Source organism: Chloroflexota bacterium, assembly GCA_026708035.1.
GTDB lineage: Bacteria > Chloroflexota > UBA11872 > UBA11872 > UBA11872 > JAJECS01.
In genome coordinates this window covers 213,098-228,923 of record JAPOVQ010000014.1, presented here as the reverse complement: position 1 = coordinate 228,923, position 15,826 = coordinate 213,098, and the positions used below count along the sequence as shown (strand labels likewise).

The window sequence follows — 15,826 nt, the reverse complement described above, 5'->3', positions numbered from 1 at the left end:
CGACGGTCATAAGCGACGCTGGCAACCCCTGTCCTATCGCCACCGTGGTCGTAGAGATAGCCCGAAGGGTTCTATATCGCCGAAGAGACGGGCACCACCCGCATCGCAATCAAGTCGATGCCCGCATTAGCAAGCACCCCGAACTTTTCGAGCGCCCGTCACCAGGAATGGTCGCACTGCGCGACTAGCCAGAGCTGTACGGCGTGGCCGCTAGAACCTAGGCGGCTGTAGCGAGTTGCCCTCAGAGCTGGCTGCGCGCATGCGGTTCACTTCCGCGAGGCAGGAGTCGTTCGCGATGCACCCCCGCCGCAGACACGGCCCCATCTTGTGGACCGCGGCACCCTCAGCTTTTGCGTAGGCAAGGTGACGGAACCCCTCGGGAAGTGACGGGATCAACGAGGTCTACTGTCTAGAGCGGGTGCTGGTGCGCAACCGCCTACAATCGCAGACCCGCCGGAAGGAGTCCCGCCTGTGGCCCCCTACCGCATCGAGCTCCGCAGCGATACGCAGACCGTTCCCACGCCCGACATGCGCGAGGCCATGGCCGTGGCCGAGGTGGCGGATGAGCAGTGGGGCGAAGACCCCACCGTGTTGGAATTGGAGCGCACGTCCGCCGACATGTTCGGCCGCGAGGCGGCGGTCTTCGTGCCCAGCGGCACGATGGGCAACCTGACCAGCATGCTCGCGCTGACCGGGCGCGGGGACACCGTGATCGTGGACGGGCTGTCGCACATGGTGGGCGAGAACGGCAACTACGCGGTCGTCGCGGGCTGCACGCTGCTGCCGGTCGAAACCGAAGGCGTGCTTGACGCGGACATGGTGCGCGAGCGGTTGGACTCCGCGACCATTCCGCCGGCCCGGCCCGCGCTGATCTGGACGGAGAACACCCACAACGTGCGCGGGGGCGTGTCGTGGGGACCGGAGGTCATGCAGGGCATCGTTGAGCTCGCCGCCGAACGGAGCATGCGCGTCCATGTGGACGGTGCACGAATCTTCGACGCCGCCGTCGATCAGGGCGTTTCCGTTGAGGAGCTGACCGCCGGCGCTGACACCGTCCAGTTCTGTCTTTCCAAGGGCCTCGGGGCGCCGTTCGGATCGATGGTGGTGGGTTCCGCAGAGACGATCGAGCGCGTGGCGCGCTACAAGAAGATGTTGGGCGGCGCCATGCGGCAGGCCGGTGTGATGGCCGCGGCCGGTTTGATCGCGCTGCGGGACGGTCCCGCGCGACTGGCGGCCGACCATGCCAACGCGCAGCGATTGGGCGAATTGCTGGCCAATATCCCCGGATTGGACCTGATCTACCCGGTGGCGACCAACATGGTCTTCGTGCGGGTCGATCCGGAATTGCTCGATCAGCGGCGATTCGTTGACGGGGCGCGCGCGCAAGGGCTGGGCGTCGCCGACATACGACCGGGGCATCGGCTGCGCTTCGTCACGCATCACCAGGTCGACGCCCAGGCGATCGAGGAGGCCGGGCAGATCTTGCGCGACGCGGCCGAGGCTGCCGCCCTACGTACGCCAGCCGGCGCTATCGGTTGACGACCGGCGCGGCGGACCTCTTTCAGCCGACAGCTGGCGAGGAAGTGGTCCGCGTTGGACCGCTGCGGGCATTGCGGTGGCTGCCGACGGACCTTCGCGCACCCTCGCGGTTCCTGCTGATTCACGGTCTTTGGGGCGGGGCGCACATGTGGCGGCGGATGGGGCCGTACCTGGCAGCGCAGGGATACGCCACCTATGCCGTGTGGCTGCGGCATCACCACCCGGGCGCCGACCATCGATCGCTTCACGGCGTGGGCGTCCGGGAAATCGCCGCCGACGTGATCGAGGCGGCGCGCGAAATCGGGGGGCCAATCCTCGTCGGACACAGCGCCGGCGGGCTGATCGCCCAGGTTGCCGCCGCGGGGTGGGAAGCGCCCGGTCTCAGCCTTATGTCAAGCGCTGGCCCGCTGGGCATCATCTCGCTGCATCGAGGCTGGGACACGTTGCGAGCAGTGCCCAAGTTTGTCGGTCACCCGCTCCGCAGCGAGCCGTCGCGACCCGATGCCGCCTACATGCGCCGCATATTCTTCAACCGCCTGGAGGCGTCCGAAGCCGAGGCTTTGATCACACATCTGGTGCCGGAGCCGCGGCGATTCGTGCGCCAGGTCGCGTTTTGGCCGCCCCATGTGCCGCGGTCGGCCATTCGCTGTCCAGTCCTCGTCGCGTCGGGATCAGAGGATGTGGGCATGATTCCGTGGGTGACGCGGCGCCTGGGCGCGCGCTATCGCGTGCTGCCGATGATCTATCCCGGTCGGGCGCACATGCTCCAGCTCGAACCGGCCTGGGAGGACGTGGCCAACGACCTTATGCGCTGGGCGGATCGCTTCGTGGCGTAGCGGCGCCGTCGGCCGCGATGAGCGCCTCCGCGTGCTCGCGGACCTTCTCGATGGCATCGGCGATCTGCACCATGCCGGCCTCTTCATCGAGCAAGACGCTCTGCGCCAAAAACAGCGTCTCGTCGGCGCAGAGTCGCTCGGCGTGCGGGCACGAGACCTCGCCGTAGTCGATGTCGGGCGTGCCGTCGCCGCGCGGCCAGGCCCGCGCCAGGGCGCCGTCGACGTCGGCGAAAAGCGCCGTGCGATGCAGGGGCTGCCGGTAGCCCTTGGCGACCGGGATGCCCTCCGCGTTCATGGCCTCGACAAAGCGCTCGCGGCTCAGACCCTGGAAGGCCGCGGGGAGGTAACGGAAGACATACACGTGGTGCGCCGGACGTGTAGCGAATTCGTCCAGACGGCGCACCCCGATGCCGTCAAGGTCGTCCAGCAGATCGTTGAGGTAGCTGCCGTTGGCCGCGCGCCGCTGCGCCTGATCTTCCAGCCGTCCAAGTTGCGCCTGGAGCAGCGTGGCCTGGAATGGCGTGATGCGGCGATCGCCCGCCGACACGGTGAAGTCCCAGCCTTCCCCGGTGGCCAGGCTGCCGCGTCCGAGCTGTCCGCCGCGCTGCTCGACGCCGCCGCCCCACAGGTCATGCTGGGCGATGGCGCGCGAGAAGATGTCGATGTCATCGGTGAGCACCGCGCCGCCCTCGCCGGAGTTGAGGTTCTTGCTGGCCTGAAAGCTGAAGCACCCCACGTCGCCGATGGTCCCCAGGCCCCGATCGCACCAGGTGCCGGCGTGTGAGTGCGCCGCGTCCTCGATGACGCGTAATCCGTGCGCCGCCGCGATGTCGAGAATGGCCTGCATGTCACAGGCCAACCCGCCGAAGTGCACCGCCATGATTGCCGAGGTGCGCGGAGTGATCGCCGCCGTGATGCAGGCTGGGTCCAGGTTGTAGGTCTCCGGGTCGATATCGGCGAAGACCGGCACCAATCCCGCGTTGAGGATCGAGGTGGCGCTGGCCATGAACGTGAACGGCGCGAGGATGACCTCGGAGCCCCGCGGGAGCCGCAACGCTTCGAGCCCCATTTCGAGGGCGCTGGTGCCGCTGTTGACCGCCAGGCCGTAGGCCGCGCCCTGGTAGGCGGCGAACGCGCGCTCGAAGGCGATCACGCGATGGCTGCCCAGGCGCCCCCATTCGCCGGTGCGCACCACGTCCGCCACGGCGTTGACCTCGGTCTCGTCGAAGACCGGCCACGCCGGATACGGGTCCGGCCGAACCGGGTTTCCGCCCAAGAGGGCAAGCATGGCTGCATGGTACGACCGGCCCGGCCCCTCAACAACGCTCGCGGCTATTGCCGGGCGGGCGGTGGGTCCCGCCCCTGCGCCTGCCCCAGGCGCAGCCGCAACAGCAGCAACGGCACGCCGGAGGCGAAGACAATGACGAGCGCGGTCATGGCCGCGCGCGCAAAGAAGGCCTCCGAGGCCGCCGACCACGTGGCCGTGGCCAGCGTCTTGAATCCGATGGGCCCGAGGATCAGGGTGGCGGGCAACTCCTTCATCGTGAGCAGGAACACCAGGCCGCTACCGGCGGCGATACCCGGCCAAATCAACGGCAGCGTGATTTGAAGCAGCGTGGCCATGCGCGACCGACCGAGCGTGCGCGCGGCTTCTTCCAGACTCGGTCGCACCTGCGCCAGGGCGGCACGAACGGCCGCGAGCATGGCCGGGAAGAACAGCACGACATAGGCCAGTATCAACAGCAGCAGCGTCTGATAGAGGGGTCGCGCAAGGTTGACGGCGAAGAAGACCAACGCAATGGCGACAACGACTCCCGGCAAGGCAAAGCCGGTATAGGTGGCCCGTTCAATCGCCCAGGCGAACCGGCTCGGATAGCGAACGACGAGCGCGGCGACGGGCAGCGACGCCACGGCCGCGGCGAACGCGGCGAGCGCGGCGACGAGCAGCGAGTTCAGCACCAGATCACCGACGCCAACCAGTGTTTCGCCGGCCGCCACGCCTCGTCCGACCCAGTACGCCAGCACGCCCATGGGCCCGATCAGGGCGAGCGTCGCAAGCGCGGCCATGCAGCCAACGGCCGGGATCATCCAGCGGCCGAGCGGGATGCGACGCGGCTGGGTCGCCACCCCCGGACCGACGCCGTGAAAGCGAGCGCGTCCACGCGCCTGCGCCTCCGCGGCGAGTATCGCCGCGGCAAGCCCCACCAGCACGAGCGACAGGGCGGCGGCCAGACCGCGATTGAAGGCCGACTCGAACTGCACGAATATCGCCCAGGTGAAGGTCTCGAAGCGAAGCAGCGAGACGGCCCCAAAGTCGGTGAGCGTGTAGAGGGCCACAAGCAATGAACCGGCCCCCACGGCCGGCGCAAGCAATGGCAGCGTGATGCGGCGAAAGGTCGCGCGGCGGCCATGCCCGAGCGATCGGCTGGCGTCCTCGAACGACGGATCTTGCCGCCGCAAGCTCGATTGCGCGGGCAGCAGGACGTACGGATAGCTGAGCAGCGTTAGCGTGAGCGCGGCGCCCGGAAAGCCATAGATCGAGGGAAGCTCGGTCACACCGAAGATCGGCTCGAGCGCCTGCTGCAGCATTCCGCGCGGGCCGAGCGCCACCTGGACCACCAGCCCCGCGACGAAGCTGGGAATCACGAGGGGCAAGGCCGCGACGACGCTCCAGAAGCGCGGCCACGGGAGGTTGCTGCGAACGGTGAGCCAGGCCACCGGCACCGCGATCAGGACCGACCCCGCGGTCACCGTGACGACCAGCGCGACGGTTCGCAGCAGGATCATGACCGTGCGCCAGCGGAACAACAGCGCCCAGGCGTCGTCGCCCGCGCCCACCGTGCGAATCAAGAGGTACACCAGCGGCAATGCCAGCAACAGGCCAACGGCCAGCGCCGGCACCCAGATCACGGCAGGCGCGCGCGTCCAGCGGCCCATCCGCCCAATGGGTCCGCCGGGCGCGGAAACGCGAATCACGCGCGCGATCGACACCATGCCTTAGGGCAGTATTCCAGCCTCCCGCAGCATGGCCTGCGTGCCTTCCAGGTCCGCCAGGTCCGCCAGCGCGATGGCCGGCTTGTTGATGTCCGCCAGCGGCGTCAGGATGCGCGACGCTTTCACACCCTCGACCAAGGGGTACTCATACGTGCTGCTCGCGAAATATTGCTGCCCCACGGTCGAGAGCAGGAAGTTGACGAACTGCTCGGCCGCCGGCCGGTTGGCCGCGGTGCCAAGGATGCCCGCGCCCGCAACCATCACCAGCGACCCCGGACCGCCGCCGGGCAGATGGTAGTTCCGCGCGGCAAACGTCTCACCCTCCGCCGCAAGGAACCGGTGCAGGTAGTAGTGGTTCACGAACCCGCCGTCCAGCTCGCCCGCCCCCGTCGCCGCCACGATGGGCGTGTTCTTGGGGTAGATCCCGATCTCGTTGGCGTGCATCGCATCGAGCCACTCCCGCGCGCGGTCGTCGCCCCACACGGTCCGCATGCCGGTCACCATTGTCTGAAACGAGGCGTTGGTCGGCGGCCAGCCCAGGCGCCCGCGCCAGCTCGGGTCGGTGAAGCCCCACAGATCGTCAGGCAAGTCGGTCGGGCTGAGGCGGTCGGTGTTGTACACGACCACACGCGCACGGCCTGAAATGCCGGTCCACAGGCCCTCCGGCGAGCGTGCCCATGCCGGCACGCGAGCGAGGAGCTCCTGGGGCAGCGGCGACAGCATCGACTCGACGGCGCCCAGGCCGCCGGGATCTTGGGCAAAGAACACGTCCGCCGGCGAGGCGTCGCCTTCCTCCAGCAACGTCGCGGCGAGCGCCGGCGTGCCGGCGTACTTCACCTGCACGTCCAAGCCGGACATCGCGCGGAATTGCTGGATGATCGGGTCGACCAGGGACTCGCTGCGACCGGAGTAAATGATCAGCGGCTGGGCCTCGCTCGGAGGCTCGGTCACGGTGACCGTGACCACCCGCTCGACCTCGACTTCCTTGATGACCTCCTGCGTCACGATTTTCTCGACCGGGACTTCCTTGATGACCTCCCGCGTCACGACCTTTTCGACCGGGACTTCCTTGACGACTTCCTTGGTCATCACCTCGGATTCGCCGCAAGCGGCGAGCACGGGCACCACCGCGGCGGCGGCCGTGGCGGCTGCGCCGCCACGCAGCAGGACACGTCGGGTCAGGGGCATGGGGACCTCTCCTGAGGCTGAGGGCCGTGTGTAGTAGGCGGCCCTATTGCGGGATGTTAGTATGCCCTAATATCAGATGCAAGTGCATACGAAGAGATGTTTCCGGCGATCGCCCCCAGTCCCCGGGCCGTGCATGAGGCGGCGTGGTGGGCCTGCTCGGGCGACGGCGCGAGCTTTTGCGCACGCAGCGCGGGGGTGACGCCGGGTGTAGTCGCTTCCCCGCCCATCTCCCGCTGAGGCATGGGGCTAGGTCCTCTCCCTGGCCCTATGCCTCAACGGGAGAATCAGGCGGGCCCGGGGGAAGCCAATCCAACGTCCGGCGTATCCGAAACGGACGGCGGCGCGTCGCAGAGTGATGCGTCCGGCTGCCGCGAGGTGGGCGGAGAGGGTGGGATTCGAACCCACGAGGGGAGTCCCCTACACGCTTTCCAGGCGTGCGCCCTAAGCCTCTAGGCGACCTCTCCTTGCCGGCATGCTACCAACGAGGGTGGCGGGCCTAAACGTCCAGACCGGCGAACAACGGGTGCGTCAGGTAGCGGTCTCCGCCGTCGCACAGCACCGTGACGATGAGCTTGCCCTCGTTTTCGGGCCGCGCGGCAACCTGCAGGGCGACCCACACGTTGGCTCCGGCCGATGCGCCAACCAGCAGGCCTTCGTCCGACGCGAGCCGTCGAGCCGTCTCCTCCGCCACCGCGTCGTCGACGAGCAAGATCTCGTCCACCAGGTCGCGCTCGAACACCTCGGGCACGAAATTCGCGCCGATGCCTTCAATGCGATGCGGCCCCGCACGTCCGCTGGTGATCACCGGATTGCCCACGGGCTCGGCGCCCACGAATTGCAACGACGGCTTGCGTTGCTTGAGGGCCCGCGCCGTGCCGGTGATCGTTCCTCCGGTGCCGACGGCGGCAACGAACACGTCCACCGCTCCGTCGGTATCGCGCCAGATCTCCTCGGCCGTGGTACGCGCGTGGGCCTCCGGATTGCTGGCGTTGCGGAACTGCTGCGGCATCCAGGCGTCGGGGGTGCTGTCAACAATCTGTTGCGCGCGGTCAATGGCGCCGACCATGCCCTGCGCGCCCGGCGTGAGAATTACCTCCGCGCCAAAGGCGCGCAGCAGATTGCGGCGCTCGATGGTCATGGTTTCCGGCAGCGTGATGATGACGCGATAGCCGCGGGCGGCGCCCACCATCGCCAGGGCGATGCCGGTGTTGCCGCTCGTCGGCTCGACGATCACCGTGCGGTCGGGGGCAATGCGTCCCTCACGCTCGGCATCGTCGATCATCGCCAGTCCGATGCGGTCCTTGACGCTGCCGCCCGGATTGAGAAATTCGCATTTCGCGGCGACCTGCGCCGACAGCCCTGCGGCCGCGCGGCCCAGCCGCACCAGGGGCGTATTGCCCACCAGGTCCGCCACGCTGTCCGCAATTCCCGGAGTGTGCCCGGGAGCTTCTGAATTCACCGGCGCCCCTCGCAAGTTATCCACAGCTTCCAGCAAGCCGCCCGCGCCCGATGATAAGCTCTGAGACGGGAGGCCCACCGGCGGAGCAGTCACGGGCAACTTACTGTCTTCGTTGGCGCAGCCAGCGACGACCAAGTTAGTGCTGATCGTCCTCGACGGCCTTGGTGGATTGCCGCTTGCTCCGGGAGGACCGACCGAGCTCGAGGCGGCGAGCACCCCGAACTTTGACCAGTTGGCGCGCGAGGGCGTCACCGGCCTGCACCAGCCGATGGAAATCGGCGTCACGCCTGGCAGCGGGCCCGGACACTTGGCCCTTTTCGGCTATGACCCCATCGCCGACAGCATCGGACGCGGAGCGTTGTCGGCCGCTGGGCTCGGCATCGAGCTCGGCGACCACGATCTCGCGGTGCGGTTGAATTTCTGCACGCTCGATGACAACGGCAATGTGACCGACCGGCGGGCCGGACGCATCTCAACCGAGCTGAACCAGCAGCTTATCGCGAAGCTCAACGGCATTCACGCGCCGGGCGTCGGCCTCGAGCTCGCCGCCGAGCGGCGCCACCGCGCCGTGCTCGTGCTGCGCGGGGAGGGACTCGACGCGCGGGTGCGCGAAACCGACCCGCAGGCGATCGGCGTACCGCCGCTGGCGCCCGAGGCGCTGCATCCCGCGGCGGAGCACACCAGCCGGCTCCTGACCGGATTCGTGGACCAGGTCGGCGAAAGCATTGGCAATGAGCAACCGGCCAACTTCGTGCTCATGCGCGGCTACGGCCAGTATCGGGCCCAGCCGTCGCTGGAGTCGCGCCACCAGCTGCGGGCAGCGTGCCTGGCCGTCTATCCCATGTATCGCGGCGTTGCGCGCGCGGTGGGGATGAAGGTGCTCCCGGTCACCGAGGAGCCTGACAACCTGATCGCGGAGCTCGAGCAAGCCTGGGACGCATTCGACTTCTTCTTTGTGCACATCAAGGAGACCGACACGCTGGGCGAGGATGGCGACTTCAACGGCAAGGTGCGCGCCATCGAGGCGGTCGACCGCTGGCTGCCGCGAGTGCGAGCCCTCAATCCCGACGTGCTCGTCGTCACCGGCGACCACTCGACGCCGGCCAAGCTGCGAGCCCATTCCTGGCACCCGGTGCCGCTGATGCTGTGGGGGTCGCTGGCGAGGTCGGACCACGTCGCCGCGTTCAACGAGTCCGCGTGCCTCGGCGGGGGCTTGGGGCACATGCCGGCGCGATCGATCCTGCCGCTCATGCTGGCGCACGGGCAGCGGCTTGCGAAGTATGGCGCCTAGCGCAGACGGCCCGTCCCTGCGGGACCTGCCGTCGGTGGACCGGATTGCGCAGACGGCGGCCGTGCACGGCGAAGCGCCACCGGCCCTGCTGGTTTCCGCCGCACGCGCGGAAATCGCCGCTGCCCGCGACGCCATAGGGCGGGGCGGCGCCGCGCCAAGCCTGGAAGCACTCGCCGAGGCCGCCGCACTGCGGGCGGCGTTGCTGGTGCGCGATGCCCCGCGACCCGTGATCAATGCGACCGGCGTGATCATTCACACGAATCTGGGACGTGCGCCGTTGAGTGACCGGGCCCTTGCCGCGGTTCAAGGGGCGGGGGCGGGATACGCCGCGCTGGAGATGGATCTCGACACGGGTCGGCGCGGTGGGCGCGGCGCGGCGGTGGCCGCGAGCCTGCGCGAGATTACCGGGGCGCAGGCCGCTCTCGTGCTCAACAACAACGCCGGGGCCACGTTTCTGGCGCTGGAGGCGCTGGCCGCGGGTGGCGAGGTGCTGGTGAGCCGCGGCGAGGCAATTGAGATCGGCGGCGGATTCCGCGTGCCGGACATTCTCGCCGCCAGCGGCGCGGTGCTGCGCGACGTCGGCACGACCAATCGCACCCGGCTCGAGGACTACGCGGAGGCGCTGAGCGATCGCACCACGGCGATCCTCCACGTGCACCGCAGCAACTTTGCGCAGATCGGATTCACCGAGTCGCCCGATCTTGCGGCGCTGGCGCACCTCGCCCACGAGCACGCCCTGCCGCTCATCGGCGATTTGGGCTCGGGCACCTTGCTGGATCCGACGCCCTTCGGCCTGGTCAACGAGCCGCGCGTACAGGATGCGCTTTCCGCGGGCTGCGACGTGGTGACCTTCTCCGGCGACAAGTTGCTGGGAGGTCCGCAAGCCGGCATCGCGGCCGGCAATGCCGCCCACGTGGAGCGAATCGCCCGGCGGCCGCTGGCGCGCGCGTTGCGCTGCGACGCGCTGACGCTGGCGGCGCTCCAGGCCACGCTCGCGCACTACCTCCTGGGCGAAGCCGAGACCGCCATTCCCGTCTGGCAGATGATCTCCGCTCAGCCCATCGACTTACGCGCCCGGGCGCGCCGGCTCGCGCGCGGCGTCGCCGGCGCTAGCGTCGAGAAGTCGGAGTCGGCGGTCGGCGGCGGCTCCCTTCCGGGCCAGGTGCTTCGCAGCTTTGCGATTCGACTCACGGGCGGCGGGCAAGCGCTGGCCACGCGACTGCGCCGCGCGGACACGCCGGTGATCGCCCGCGTCCACGACGACGACGTATGGCTCGACGTGCGCACGGTCCTGCCCCGCGACGAACGGCCGCTGCGGCGAATCCTGCTCGACCTCTCGCGCTAAGCGGCGTCCAGGATCCCCCGCAAATGGGCGGCGTGCTGCGCCAGGGCGGCCTTGCGCCCACCGCCCGCTCGCGCGTCGCGCGGCTCCCACTCGGTCGATAGGTAACCGCTGTAGCCGGCGCGCCGGAGGACCCCAAGCATCTCGGCGATGGGAACCTCGCCTCGGCCGGCAACGACGCTCTCCCACTCGCGCTCGTCGTCGGTGCGAACGATGTCCTTGACGTGGACATGCACCACGAACGGGCCGATGGCGTCCCAGGCCTGGGCGACGCTCTCACCGGCGCGGTGCGGATGCCCCAGGTCCCACACCACCGCGGCGTTGGGATGCGCCGCCGCGCGCACGATGCCTCCAACTCTCACGGCGGAGTTGAAGACGTCGTGGGTTTCCAACGCCACGCGTACTCCGTGCGGCGCGGCATGCGCGGCGGCCGCGCGCAGACCCTCCGCAACCCAAGCGTCCGCCTCGGCGGCCGGTGCGTCGGCACTTTGCGCGCCGCCGAACACCCGGACCACCGGCGCTCCCCACTCGCGCGCCAATTCGATGAAGCCAGACGCCCGATCGACCTCAGACGCGCGCGGCGTTGCCGGCTGCGCCAAGCGGCAGTCGCTGCCGACCACGCAGATTTCGAGACCCGCATTTGCGACCACCTCGGCGATGCGTCGGCGTTCGGCGGCGGGGAGATCGGGCGTGAGCGGCTGCCCCGCGAGCATCCGAATTTCGAGGCCGTCACAGCCGATCTCACGGGCGACCCGCGCATGCTCGTCAATGGTCCACTTGGGCGCGGAGTAGGTCGTAACGGCCAGTCGCACGTGAGGCATTCCGGGAATCGGCACTGCGCCAATCCTAGCGAACAGGTCAGGCGCAGCGGTGTGGTAGGTTTCGGCGCCCTGGAGCGTGGCGGTAGATGGCGGGCGTCGATCACCAAGCGCCGCGCGTGCCGCGCGCCGTCGCTCACGTGCCAACGGAAATGTCGACCGCCTCCCCAACAGCCGGGCAACCCATGCCGCAAATCTCGGTAGTTTTTCCGTGTCACAACGAGGCGGAGAACGTTGCCGCGGTCATCGCCGACGCGCAGCAGCACGTCGGCGTGCTTGGCGACGACTACGAGATCCTCATCGTCGACGACGGGTCGAGCGACGGCACGGCCGAGCGAGCCCGCGAGGCGGCGGCCGGCGACGACCGCGTGCGCGTGGTGCAACACCCCACAAACCTGGGCTATGGCCATGCGCTGCGCTCGGGCTTTGCCGCCGCGCAAGCTCCGTTAGTCTGCTACGTCGATGGCGACGGCCAGTTTTCGCTAGCGGACCTACCGGGTTTGGTGAACGCGCTGGGCACGCACGGCTTTGTGCTGGGCTATCGCATCCAGCGGGCCGATCCGGCGCACCGGTCACTGAACGCGCGCCTCTGGGGGCTGGTCGTGCGGCTGGTGATGGGTTTCAAGGTGCGCGACATCGACTGCGGCTTCAAGCTGTTTCGTCGCGAGGTGGTGCAGGACATCGAGTTCATCGCCGGTCGCGGCGCGGTGATCTCAGCCGAGCTCGTGGCCCGCGCCACGCATGCGGGACACACGTACACCGAGGTCGGCGTCCACCACTATCCGCGCACGGCCGGCGATTCGTCGGGTAACAGCCCCCTGGTGGTGTTGAACTCGTTCGTCGATATCGCTCGGCTGCGGTGGCGCCTGCGGTGACCCTCAGCGTGATCGTGCCGGCGTACAACGAGGCGCCCACGATCGCCGAAGCGCTGCGCCGAGTCGTCGCCGTGGACCTCGATCTCGACATCATCGTCGTCAACGACTGCTCGACGGATGCGACGACGGCTGAGATCGAGTCGGTCGACATCCCCGGCATCCGCGTCATCAATCACCGCGAGAACCGGGGAAAGGGCGCCGCCGTGCGCTCAGGGCTGCGCGAGGCCCGCGGGGACGTGCTGGTCATTCACGACGGCGACCTGGAGTACAACCCGCAGGATTTCCTGGCCATGATTCAGCCGATCCTGCGCGGCGAAGCCAGGGTCGTCTATGGATACCGACCGTTGGGATCGCAGTCGCGGCTCTACCGGCTCGGGAATCGCTTCCTCACGCTGCTCACGAACCTGCTCTACGGCGCCTCGGTGCGCGACATGGAAACCTGCCACAAGATGTGGCGCCGGGAGGTGCTGGAGGATGTCGTGCTGACCGCGGATTCATTCGACCTCGAGGTCGAGCTCACGGCGCGGTTTCTCAAGAGCGGTGAGCGCATCGCGCAACTGCCAATCTCCTACGAGGCGCGATCCGCCAAGAAGCTGCGCTGGTGGGTCGACGGCCCGGCCGCGGTTAGGGCGCTGCTCCGCTACCGCTTTCGTCGCTAGGGGACTCGTCGGTCGGGGTGTCGGGCATGTGCTCGTCCGGCAGGTTGATCACCACGGGCGCTTCGGTCGCGGCGGGCGCCACCGGCGACAGATCCGGTGGGCGAGAGTCCCACTCGCGTGAATCGGCTGGCGCGTGCTCGTGGATGAACTGGCCGCAGGTCTCGCAAAAGACCCGCGCATCTTCGACAAGGTCGAAGCATCTCGGGCAGTAGACATCGGCCATTAGCTCACCTCCGGTCGGTCGATCACCCCGCCGCCCAGCACCTCGTCTCCGCGATAGAACACCGCGGCTTGGCCGGGGGCCGGCGCCCAGGCCGGCTCGTCGAACACGACCGACAGTGTCGAGCCGGATTGCGGCTCGAGTCGGGCGCGCGCGGCGCGGGCGTGAGAGCGCGTCTGCACCTCGGCGTGCGCCGGCGGACTCGCCGCGGGTCCGTCGATCCAACGCACGTCGCGCACCGATATCGAGCTCACCATCGCCGCGTCGCGCGGACCGACCACAAGCGTGTTCAGGTCGGCGTCGATCGCCGTCACGTAGCGGCGTCCGCCGCCGCCGCCGAGGCCGAGTCCCCGGCGCTGCCCGATGGTCGCGCTCTCGATGCCGTCATGGCGCCCGACCACCCGTCCATCGGATTCAACGATCGGGCCCTGGCCGCTGGTTCCCTGGCGCCGCACGACCGCCGCGTAGTCGCCGTCGGGAACAAAGCAAATCTCCTGGCTGTCGGGCTTGTCGGCCACGGGAAGGTCGAACTCGCCGGCCATTCGGCGGACGTCCGGCTTGCGCAGGTCGCCCAGCGGCAGCCGGACGCGTCGCAGCTGGTCTTGCTGCAGCATATGCAGCACGTACGACTGGTCCTTGCCCGAATCGCGGGCGCGGAGCAGACGCCACGATGCCCCATTCGCGACGCGCGCGTAGTGGCCCGTCGCGACGAATTCGGCGCCCAGCTCGTCGGCCTTGCGAATCAGCTCCGGGAAGCGCACGCGGTCATTGCACGTCACACAAGGATTCGGCGTCTCGCCGCGGAGGTAGCCGCGGGACCACGGGCCGATTACGGCCGCCTCGAACTCGGCGCGGAAGTTCAGCACATAGTGCGGCGCGCCGAGGATCTGGCAGACGTGGCGGGCGTCATCGATGGTCCGGGGCGTGCAGCAGCCGCTGCGGGCATTGCGAAGGGTCTGGCTCGCCGGCCACTGGTTGAACGTGACGCCGACCACCTCGTGGCCCTCGCGAGCAAGCAACGCGGCGGCGACGGAGCTGTCCACGCCCCCACTCATCGCCACGAGCACCCGCGCCATCGCATCCGACCTCACGCACCGCGTTCATTCGAGGCTAGCAGCGCCGCGTGGGGCGCGCGAAGCGCGGGCCTAGGAGCCGGTCGTCTCCACGACGGTCCCGCCTCGCACGACGAGCCGGGCGTGCCACCGGCCTCCGGCGCGTGTGACGCCCTTGCAATCCGCCAGGGGTTCGGGTGCCGGCGCCCAATCGAGGACCACAAGGTCCGCGCAGGCGCCCGGCGCCAGGCGGCCAATTTCATCGGCCATGCCCAGGATCTGCGCCGGTCGTTCGGTCACGCGCGGCCAAATGTCGGCTTCCGGCATTCCCGCTGCACGCAGCTTGGACATGACGAGCGGAAGGTCGTGCGGCGGGCTCGCCCCGACGTGCCGCCGTTGAATGTCCGTTGAAATTGCATCCGGTGGGAATCCATCGGCGAGCGCGACCTCGGCGACGTCGTAGACAAACGAGTTCATCCCGTGCCCGGTATCGAACAGCACCCCGCGGGCCCGCGCCTGGTGGACGCAGTCGAGGACACGACCGTCACCCACGATGCGGTCCGGCCCGTCGTGGTAGCAGTAGGTCACCATGTCGCCGGACCGCAAGCGCCTGAGTTGGTCGTCCAGCGGCCAATCGTCGTGGTAGCGCGAGCCGTAGATGATCGGACAGCCCACGGCCTCCGCCGCCGCCATGCCTCGAGCCAGGATCTCGCGCGGATCGACGTCGCCGGTGCCGAGAACGTTCGTCGTGACGGCGATGCCCCAAATGTGATCGCCGCCGTCGCGGACGGCGCGCGCGCACGCGTCCGCGTCCAGGTCGTCGAGCTTTGAGTGGCTCGGGTGCGGCGCCGACTCGCCGGGCAATGCCAGATGCATGGCGAGCTTGATCCGCAACCGCGCCGCGTCGATGACGGTGTCGCGATAGACCGGCCAGTTGGCCGCGCCGGCATCGCCCTGCGACATGGCCGTCGTGGTGCCGCGAGCAAGCAGGCAGCGATCGGGGTCCACGTCATGCTTGGAGTCGCCCCAGCCCGGGTGCGCATGGAGATCGATCAGCCCAGGCAGGAGGATGCCGCGCGGAAACGCAAGCTCGCGGGTCGCGGACGGCGACGGCGCATCCGGATCGTCAATTGCGACCCCGACGATGCGGTCGCCCGCGACCGTCACGGCGCCTGGACCGTCGATTCCGCTGGCCGGGCAGACGAGCCGCCCGGCGCGAATCACAAGCGACGGGGTTGGAGTGCTCAAGGAAGCGTTACCCATGGAGGGCCGGCGGAGAGGGTGGGATTCGAACCCACGTGACGCTCAACACGCCAAACCGTTTTCGAGACGGTCCCCTTCAACCACTCGGGCACCCCTCCGCTGGAGTCTAGCCCAGACGCAGGGCGCCTCCTTGGGTGCTTCGTGAGCCTTGCATGGACGCGCCGAATGCGCCGGGCCGGCCGCGCCGCGATTTCGCCGCTCGTCGTAGCGCCGGTCGGTTGAGCGCATGCTAGAGTCAGCCTCAAATCCGGGCGGAGGTTGCTTGCATCCCACGTCCGGTGGAGGGCCCC

The 15,826-nt window shown here is 68.9% G+C and carries 14 protein-coding genes and 2 tRNA genes; 6 read left to right on the top strand and 10 right to left on the bottom strand.

The window, feature by feature from the left end:
- Positions 1 to 471: 471 nt before the first annotated feature.
- Both OXG33_06920 and OXG33_06915 read left to right on the top strand, forming a co-directional pair.
- Positions 472 to 1,539 carry an aminotransferase class I/II-fold pyridoxal phosphate-dependent enzyme gene (locus OXG33_06920; GenBank protein MCY4113652.1) on the top strand — a complete coding sequence of 356 codons (1,068 nt, stop codon included), beginning with the start codon at positions 472 to 474 and terminating at the stop codon, positions 1,537 to 1,539.
- Positions 1,536 to 2,375: an alpha/beta fold hydrolase gene (locus OXG33_06915; GenBank protein ID MCY4113651.1), complete on the top strand. Its 840-nt coding sequence runs from the start codon at positions 1,536 to 1,538 to the stop codon at positions 2,373 to 2,375. The genes OXG33_06920 and OXG33_06915 overlap by 4 nt, the downstream gene beginning before the upstream one ends.
- Here the strand turns inward: OXG33_06915 and OXG33_06910 are convergent.
- The 5 genes from OXG33_06910 to cysK all read right to left on the bottom strand — a co-directional run bounded on the left by OXG33_06910 (position 2,344) and on the right by cysK (position 7,983).
- Positions 2,344 to 3,663: a DegT/DnrJ/EryC1/StrS family aminotransferase gene (locus tag OXG33_06910; GenBank protein MCY4113650.1), complete on the bottom strand. Its 1,320-nt coding sequence runs from the start codon at positions 3,661 to 3,663 to the stop codon at positions 2,344 to 2,346. The two genes, OXG33_06915 and OXG33_06910, sit on opposite strands and share 32 nt — an antisense overlap.
- A gap of 44 nt (positions 3,664 to 3,707) precedes the next feature.
- Positions 3,708 to 5,351 carry an iron ABC transporter permease gene (locus tag OXG33_06905; protein ID MCY4113649.1) on the bottom strand — a complete coding sequence of 548 codons (1,644 nt, stop codon included), beginning with the start codon at positions 5,349 to 5,351 and terminating at the stop codon, positions 3,708 to 3,710.
- Between the two features lie 21 nt (positions 5,352 to 5,372).
- On the bottom strand, positions 5,373 to 6,557 hold the full coding sequence (locus OXG33_06900) for an iron ABC transporter substrate-binding protein (protein ID MCY4113648.1): 1,185 nt from the start codon (positions 6,555 to 6,557) through the stop codon (positions 5,373 to 5,375).
- Between the two features lie 380 nt (positions 6,558 to 6,937).
- Positions 6,938 to 7,021, bottom strand: a tRNA-Ser gene (locus tag OXG33_06895).
- A gap of 32 nt (positions 7,022 to 7,053) precedes the next feature.
- The gene (gene cysK / locus OXG33_06890; protein ID MCY4113647.1) at positions 7,054 to 7,983 is read right to left on the bottom strand and encodes a cysteine synthase A; all 930 of its coding nucleotides are present in this window, start codon (positions 7,981 to 7,983) and stop codon (positions 7,054 to 7,056) included.
- A gap of 172 nt (positions 7,984 to 8,155) precedes the next feature.
- Between cysK and OXG33_06885 the strand changes: the two genes are divergently transcribed.
- The gene (locus OXG33_06885; GenBank protein ID MCY4113646.1) at positions 8,156 to 9,307 is read left to right on the top strand and encodes a 2,3-bisphosphoglycerate-independent phosphoglycerate mutase; all 1,152 of its coding nucleotides are present in this window, start codon (positions 8,156 to 8,158) and stop codon (positions 9,305 to 9,307) included.
- Positions 9,297 to 10,652 carry an L-seryl-tRNA(Sec) selenium transferase gene (selA, locus tag OXG33_06880; GenBank protein MCY4113645.1) on the top strand — a complete coding sequence of 452 codons (1,356 nt, stop codon included), beginning with the start codon at positions 9,297 to 9,299 and terminating at the stop codon, positions 10,650 to 10,652. The genes OXG33_06885 and selA overlap by 11 nt, the downstream gene beginning before the upstream one ends.
- Here selA and OXG33_06875 read toward each other — a convergent pair.
- The gene (locus tag OXG33_06875) at positions 10,649 to 11,470 is read right to left on the bottom strand and encodes a sugar phosphate isomerase/epimerase (GenBank protein MCY4113644.1); all 822 of its coding nucleotides are present in this window, start codon (positions 11,468 to 11,470) and stop codon (positions 10,649 to 10,651) included. The genes selA and OXG33_06875 overlap by 4 nt on opposite strands.
- 86 nt (positions 11,471 to 11,556) lie before the next feature.
- On the opposite strand from OXG33_06875, the gene OXG33_06870 reads away from it, so the two are divergent.
- Both OXG33_06870 and OXG33_06865 read left to right on the top strand, forming a co-directional pair.
- Positions 11,557 to 12,342, top strand: a complete 786-nt coding sequence (locus OXG33_06870; GenBank protein ID MCY4113643.1) for a glycosyltransferase family 2 protein — start codon at positions 11,557 to 11,559, stop codon at positions 12,340 to 12,342.
- Positions 12,339 to 13,001: a glycosyltransferase family 2 protein gene (locus tag OXG33_06865; GenBank protein MCY4113642.1), complete on the top strand. Its 663-nt coding sequence runs from the start codon at positions 12,339 to 12,341 to the stop codon at positions 12,999 to 13,001. Before OXG33_06870 ends, OXG33_06865 begins: the two co-directional genes overlap by 4 nt.
- Here the strand turns inward: OXG33_06865 and OXG33_06860 are convergent.
- The 4 genes from OXG33_06860 to OXG33_06845 form a co-directional block, all read right to left on the bottom strand.
- Entirely contained in the window at positions 12,967 to 13,224 is a 258-nt protein-coding gene (locus OXG33_06860) for a hypothetical protein (GenBank protein MCY4113641.1), read from the bottom strand. The two genes, OXG33_06865 and OXG33_06860, sit on opposite strands and share 35 nt — an antisense overlap.
- Positions 13,224 to 14,312: a tRNA 2-thiouridine(34) synthase MnmA gene (gene mnmA, locus OXG33_06855; GenBank protein MCY4113640.1), complete on the bottom strand. Its 1,089-nt coding sequence runs from the start codon at positions 14,310 to 14,312 to the stop codon at positions 13,224 to 13,226. Before mnmA ends, OXG33_06860 begins: the two co-directional genes overlap by 1 nt.
- Before the next feature lie 54 nt (positions 14,313 to 14,366).
- A complete protein-coding gene (locus OXG33_06850) occupies positions 14,367 to 15,521 on the bottom strand; it encodes an amidohydrolase family protein (protein MCY4113639.1) in 1,155 nt (384 codons plus the stop codon).
- A gap of 25 nt (positions 15,522 to 15,546) precedes the next feature.
- Positions 15,547 to 15,634, bottom strand: a tRNA-Ser gene (locus OXG33_06845).
- Positions 15,635 to 15,826 lie beyond the last annotated feature (192 nt).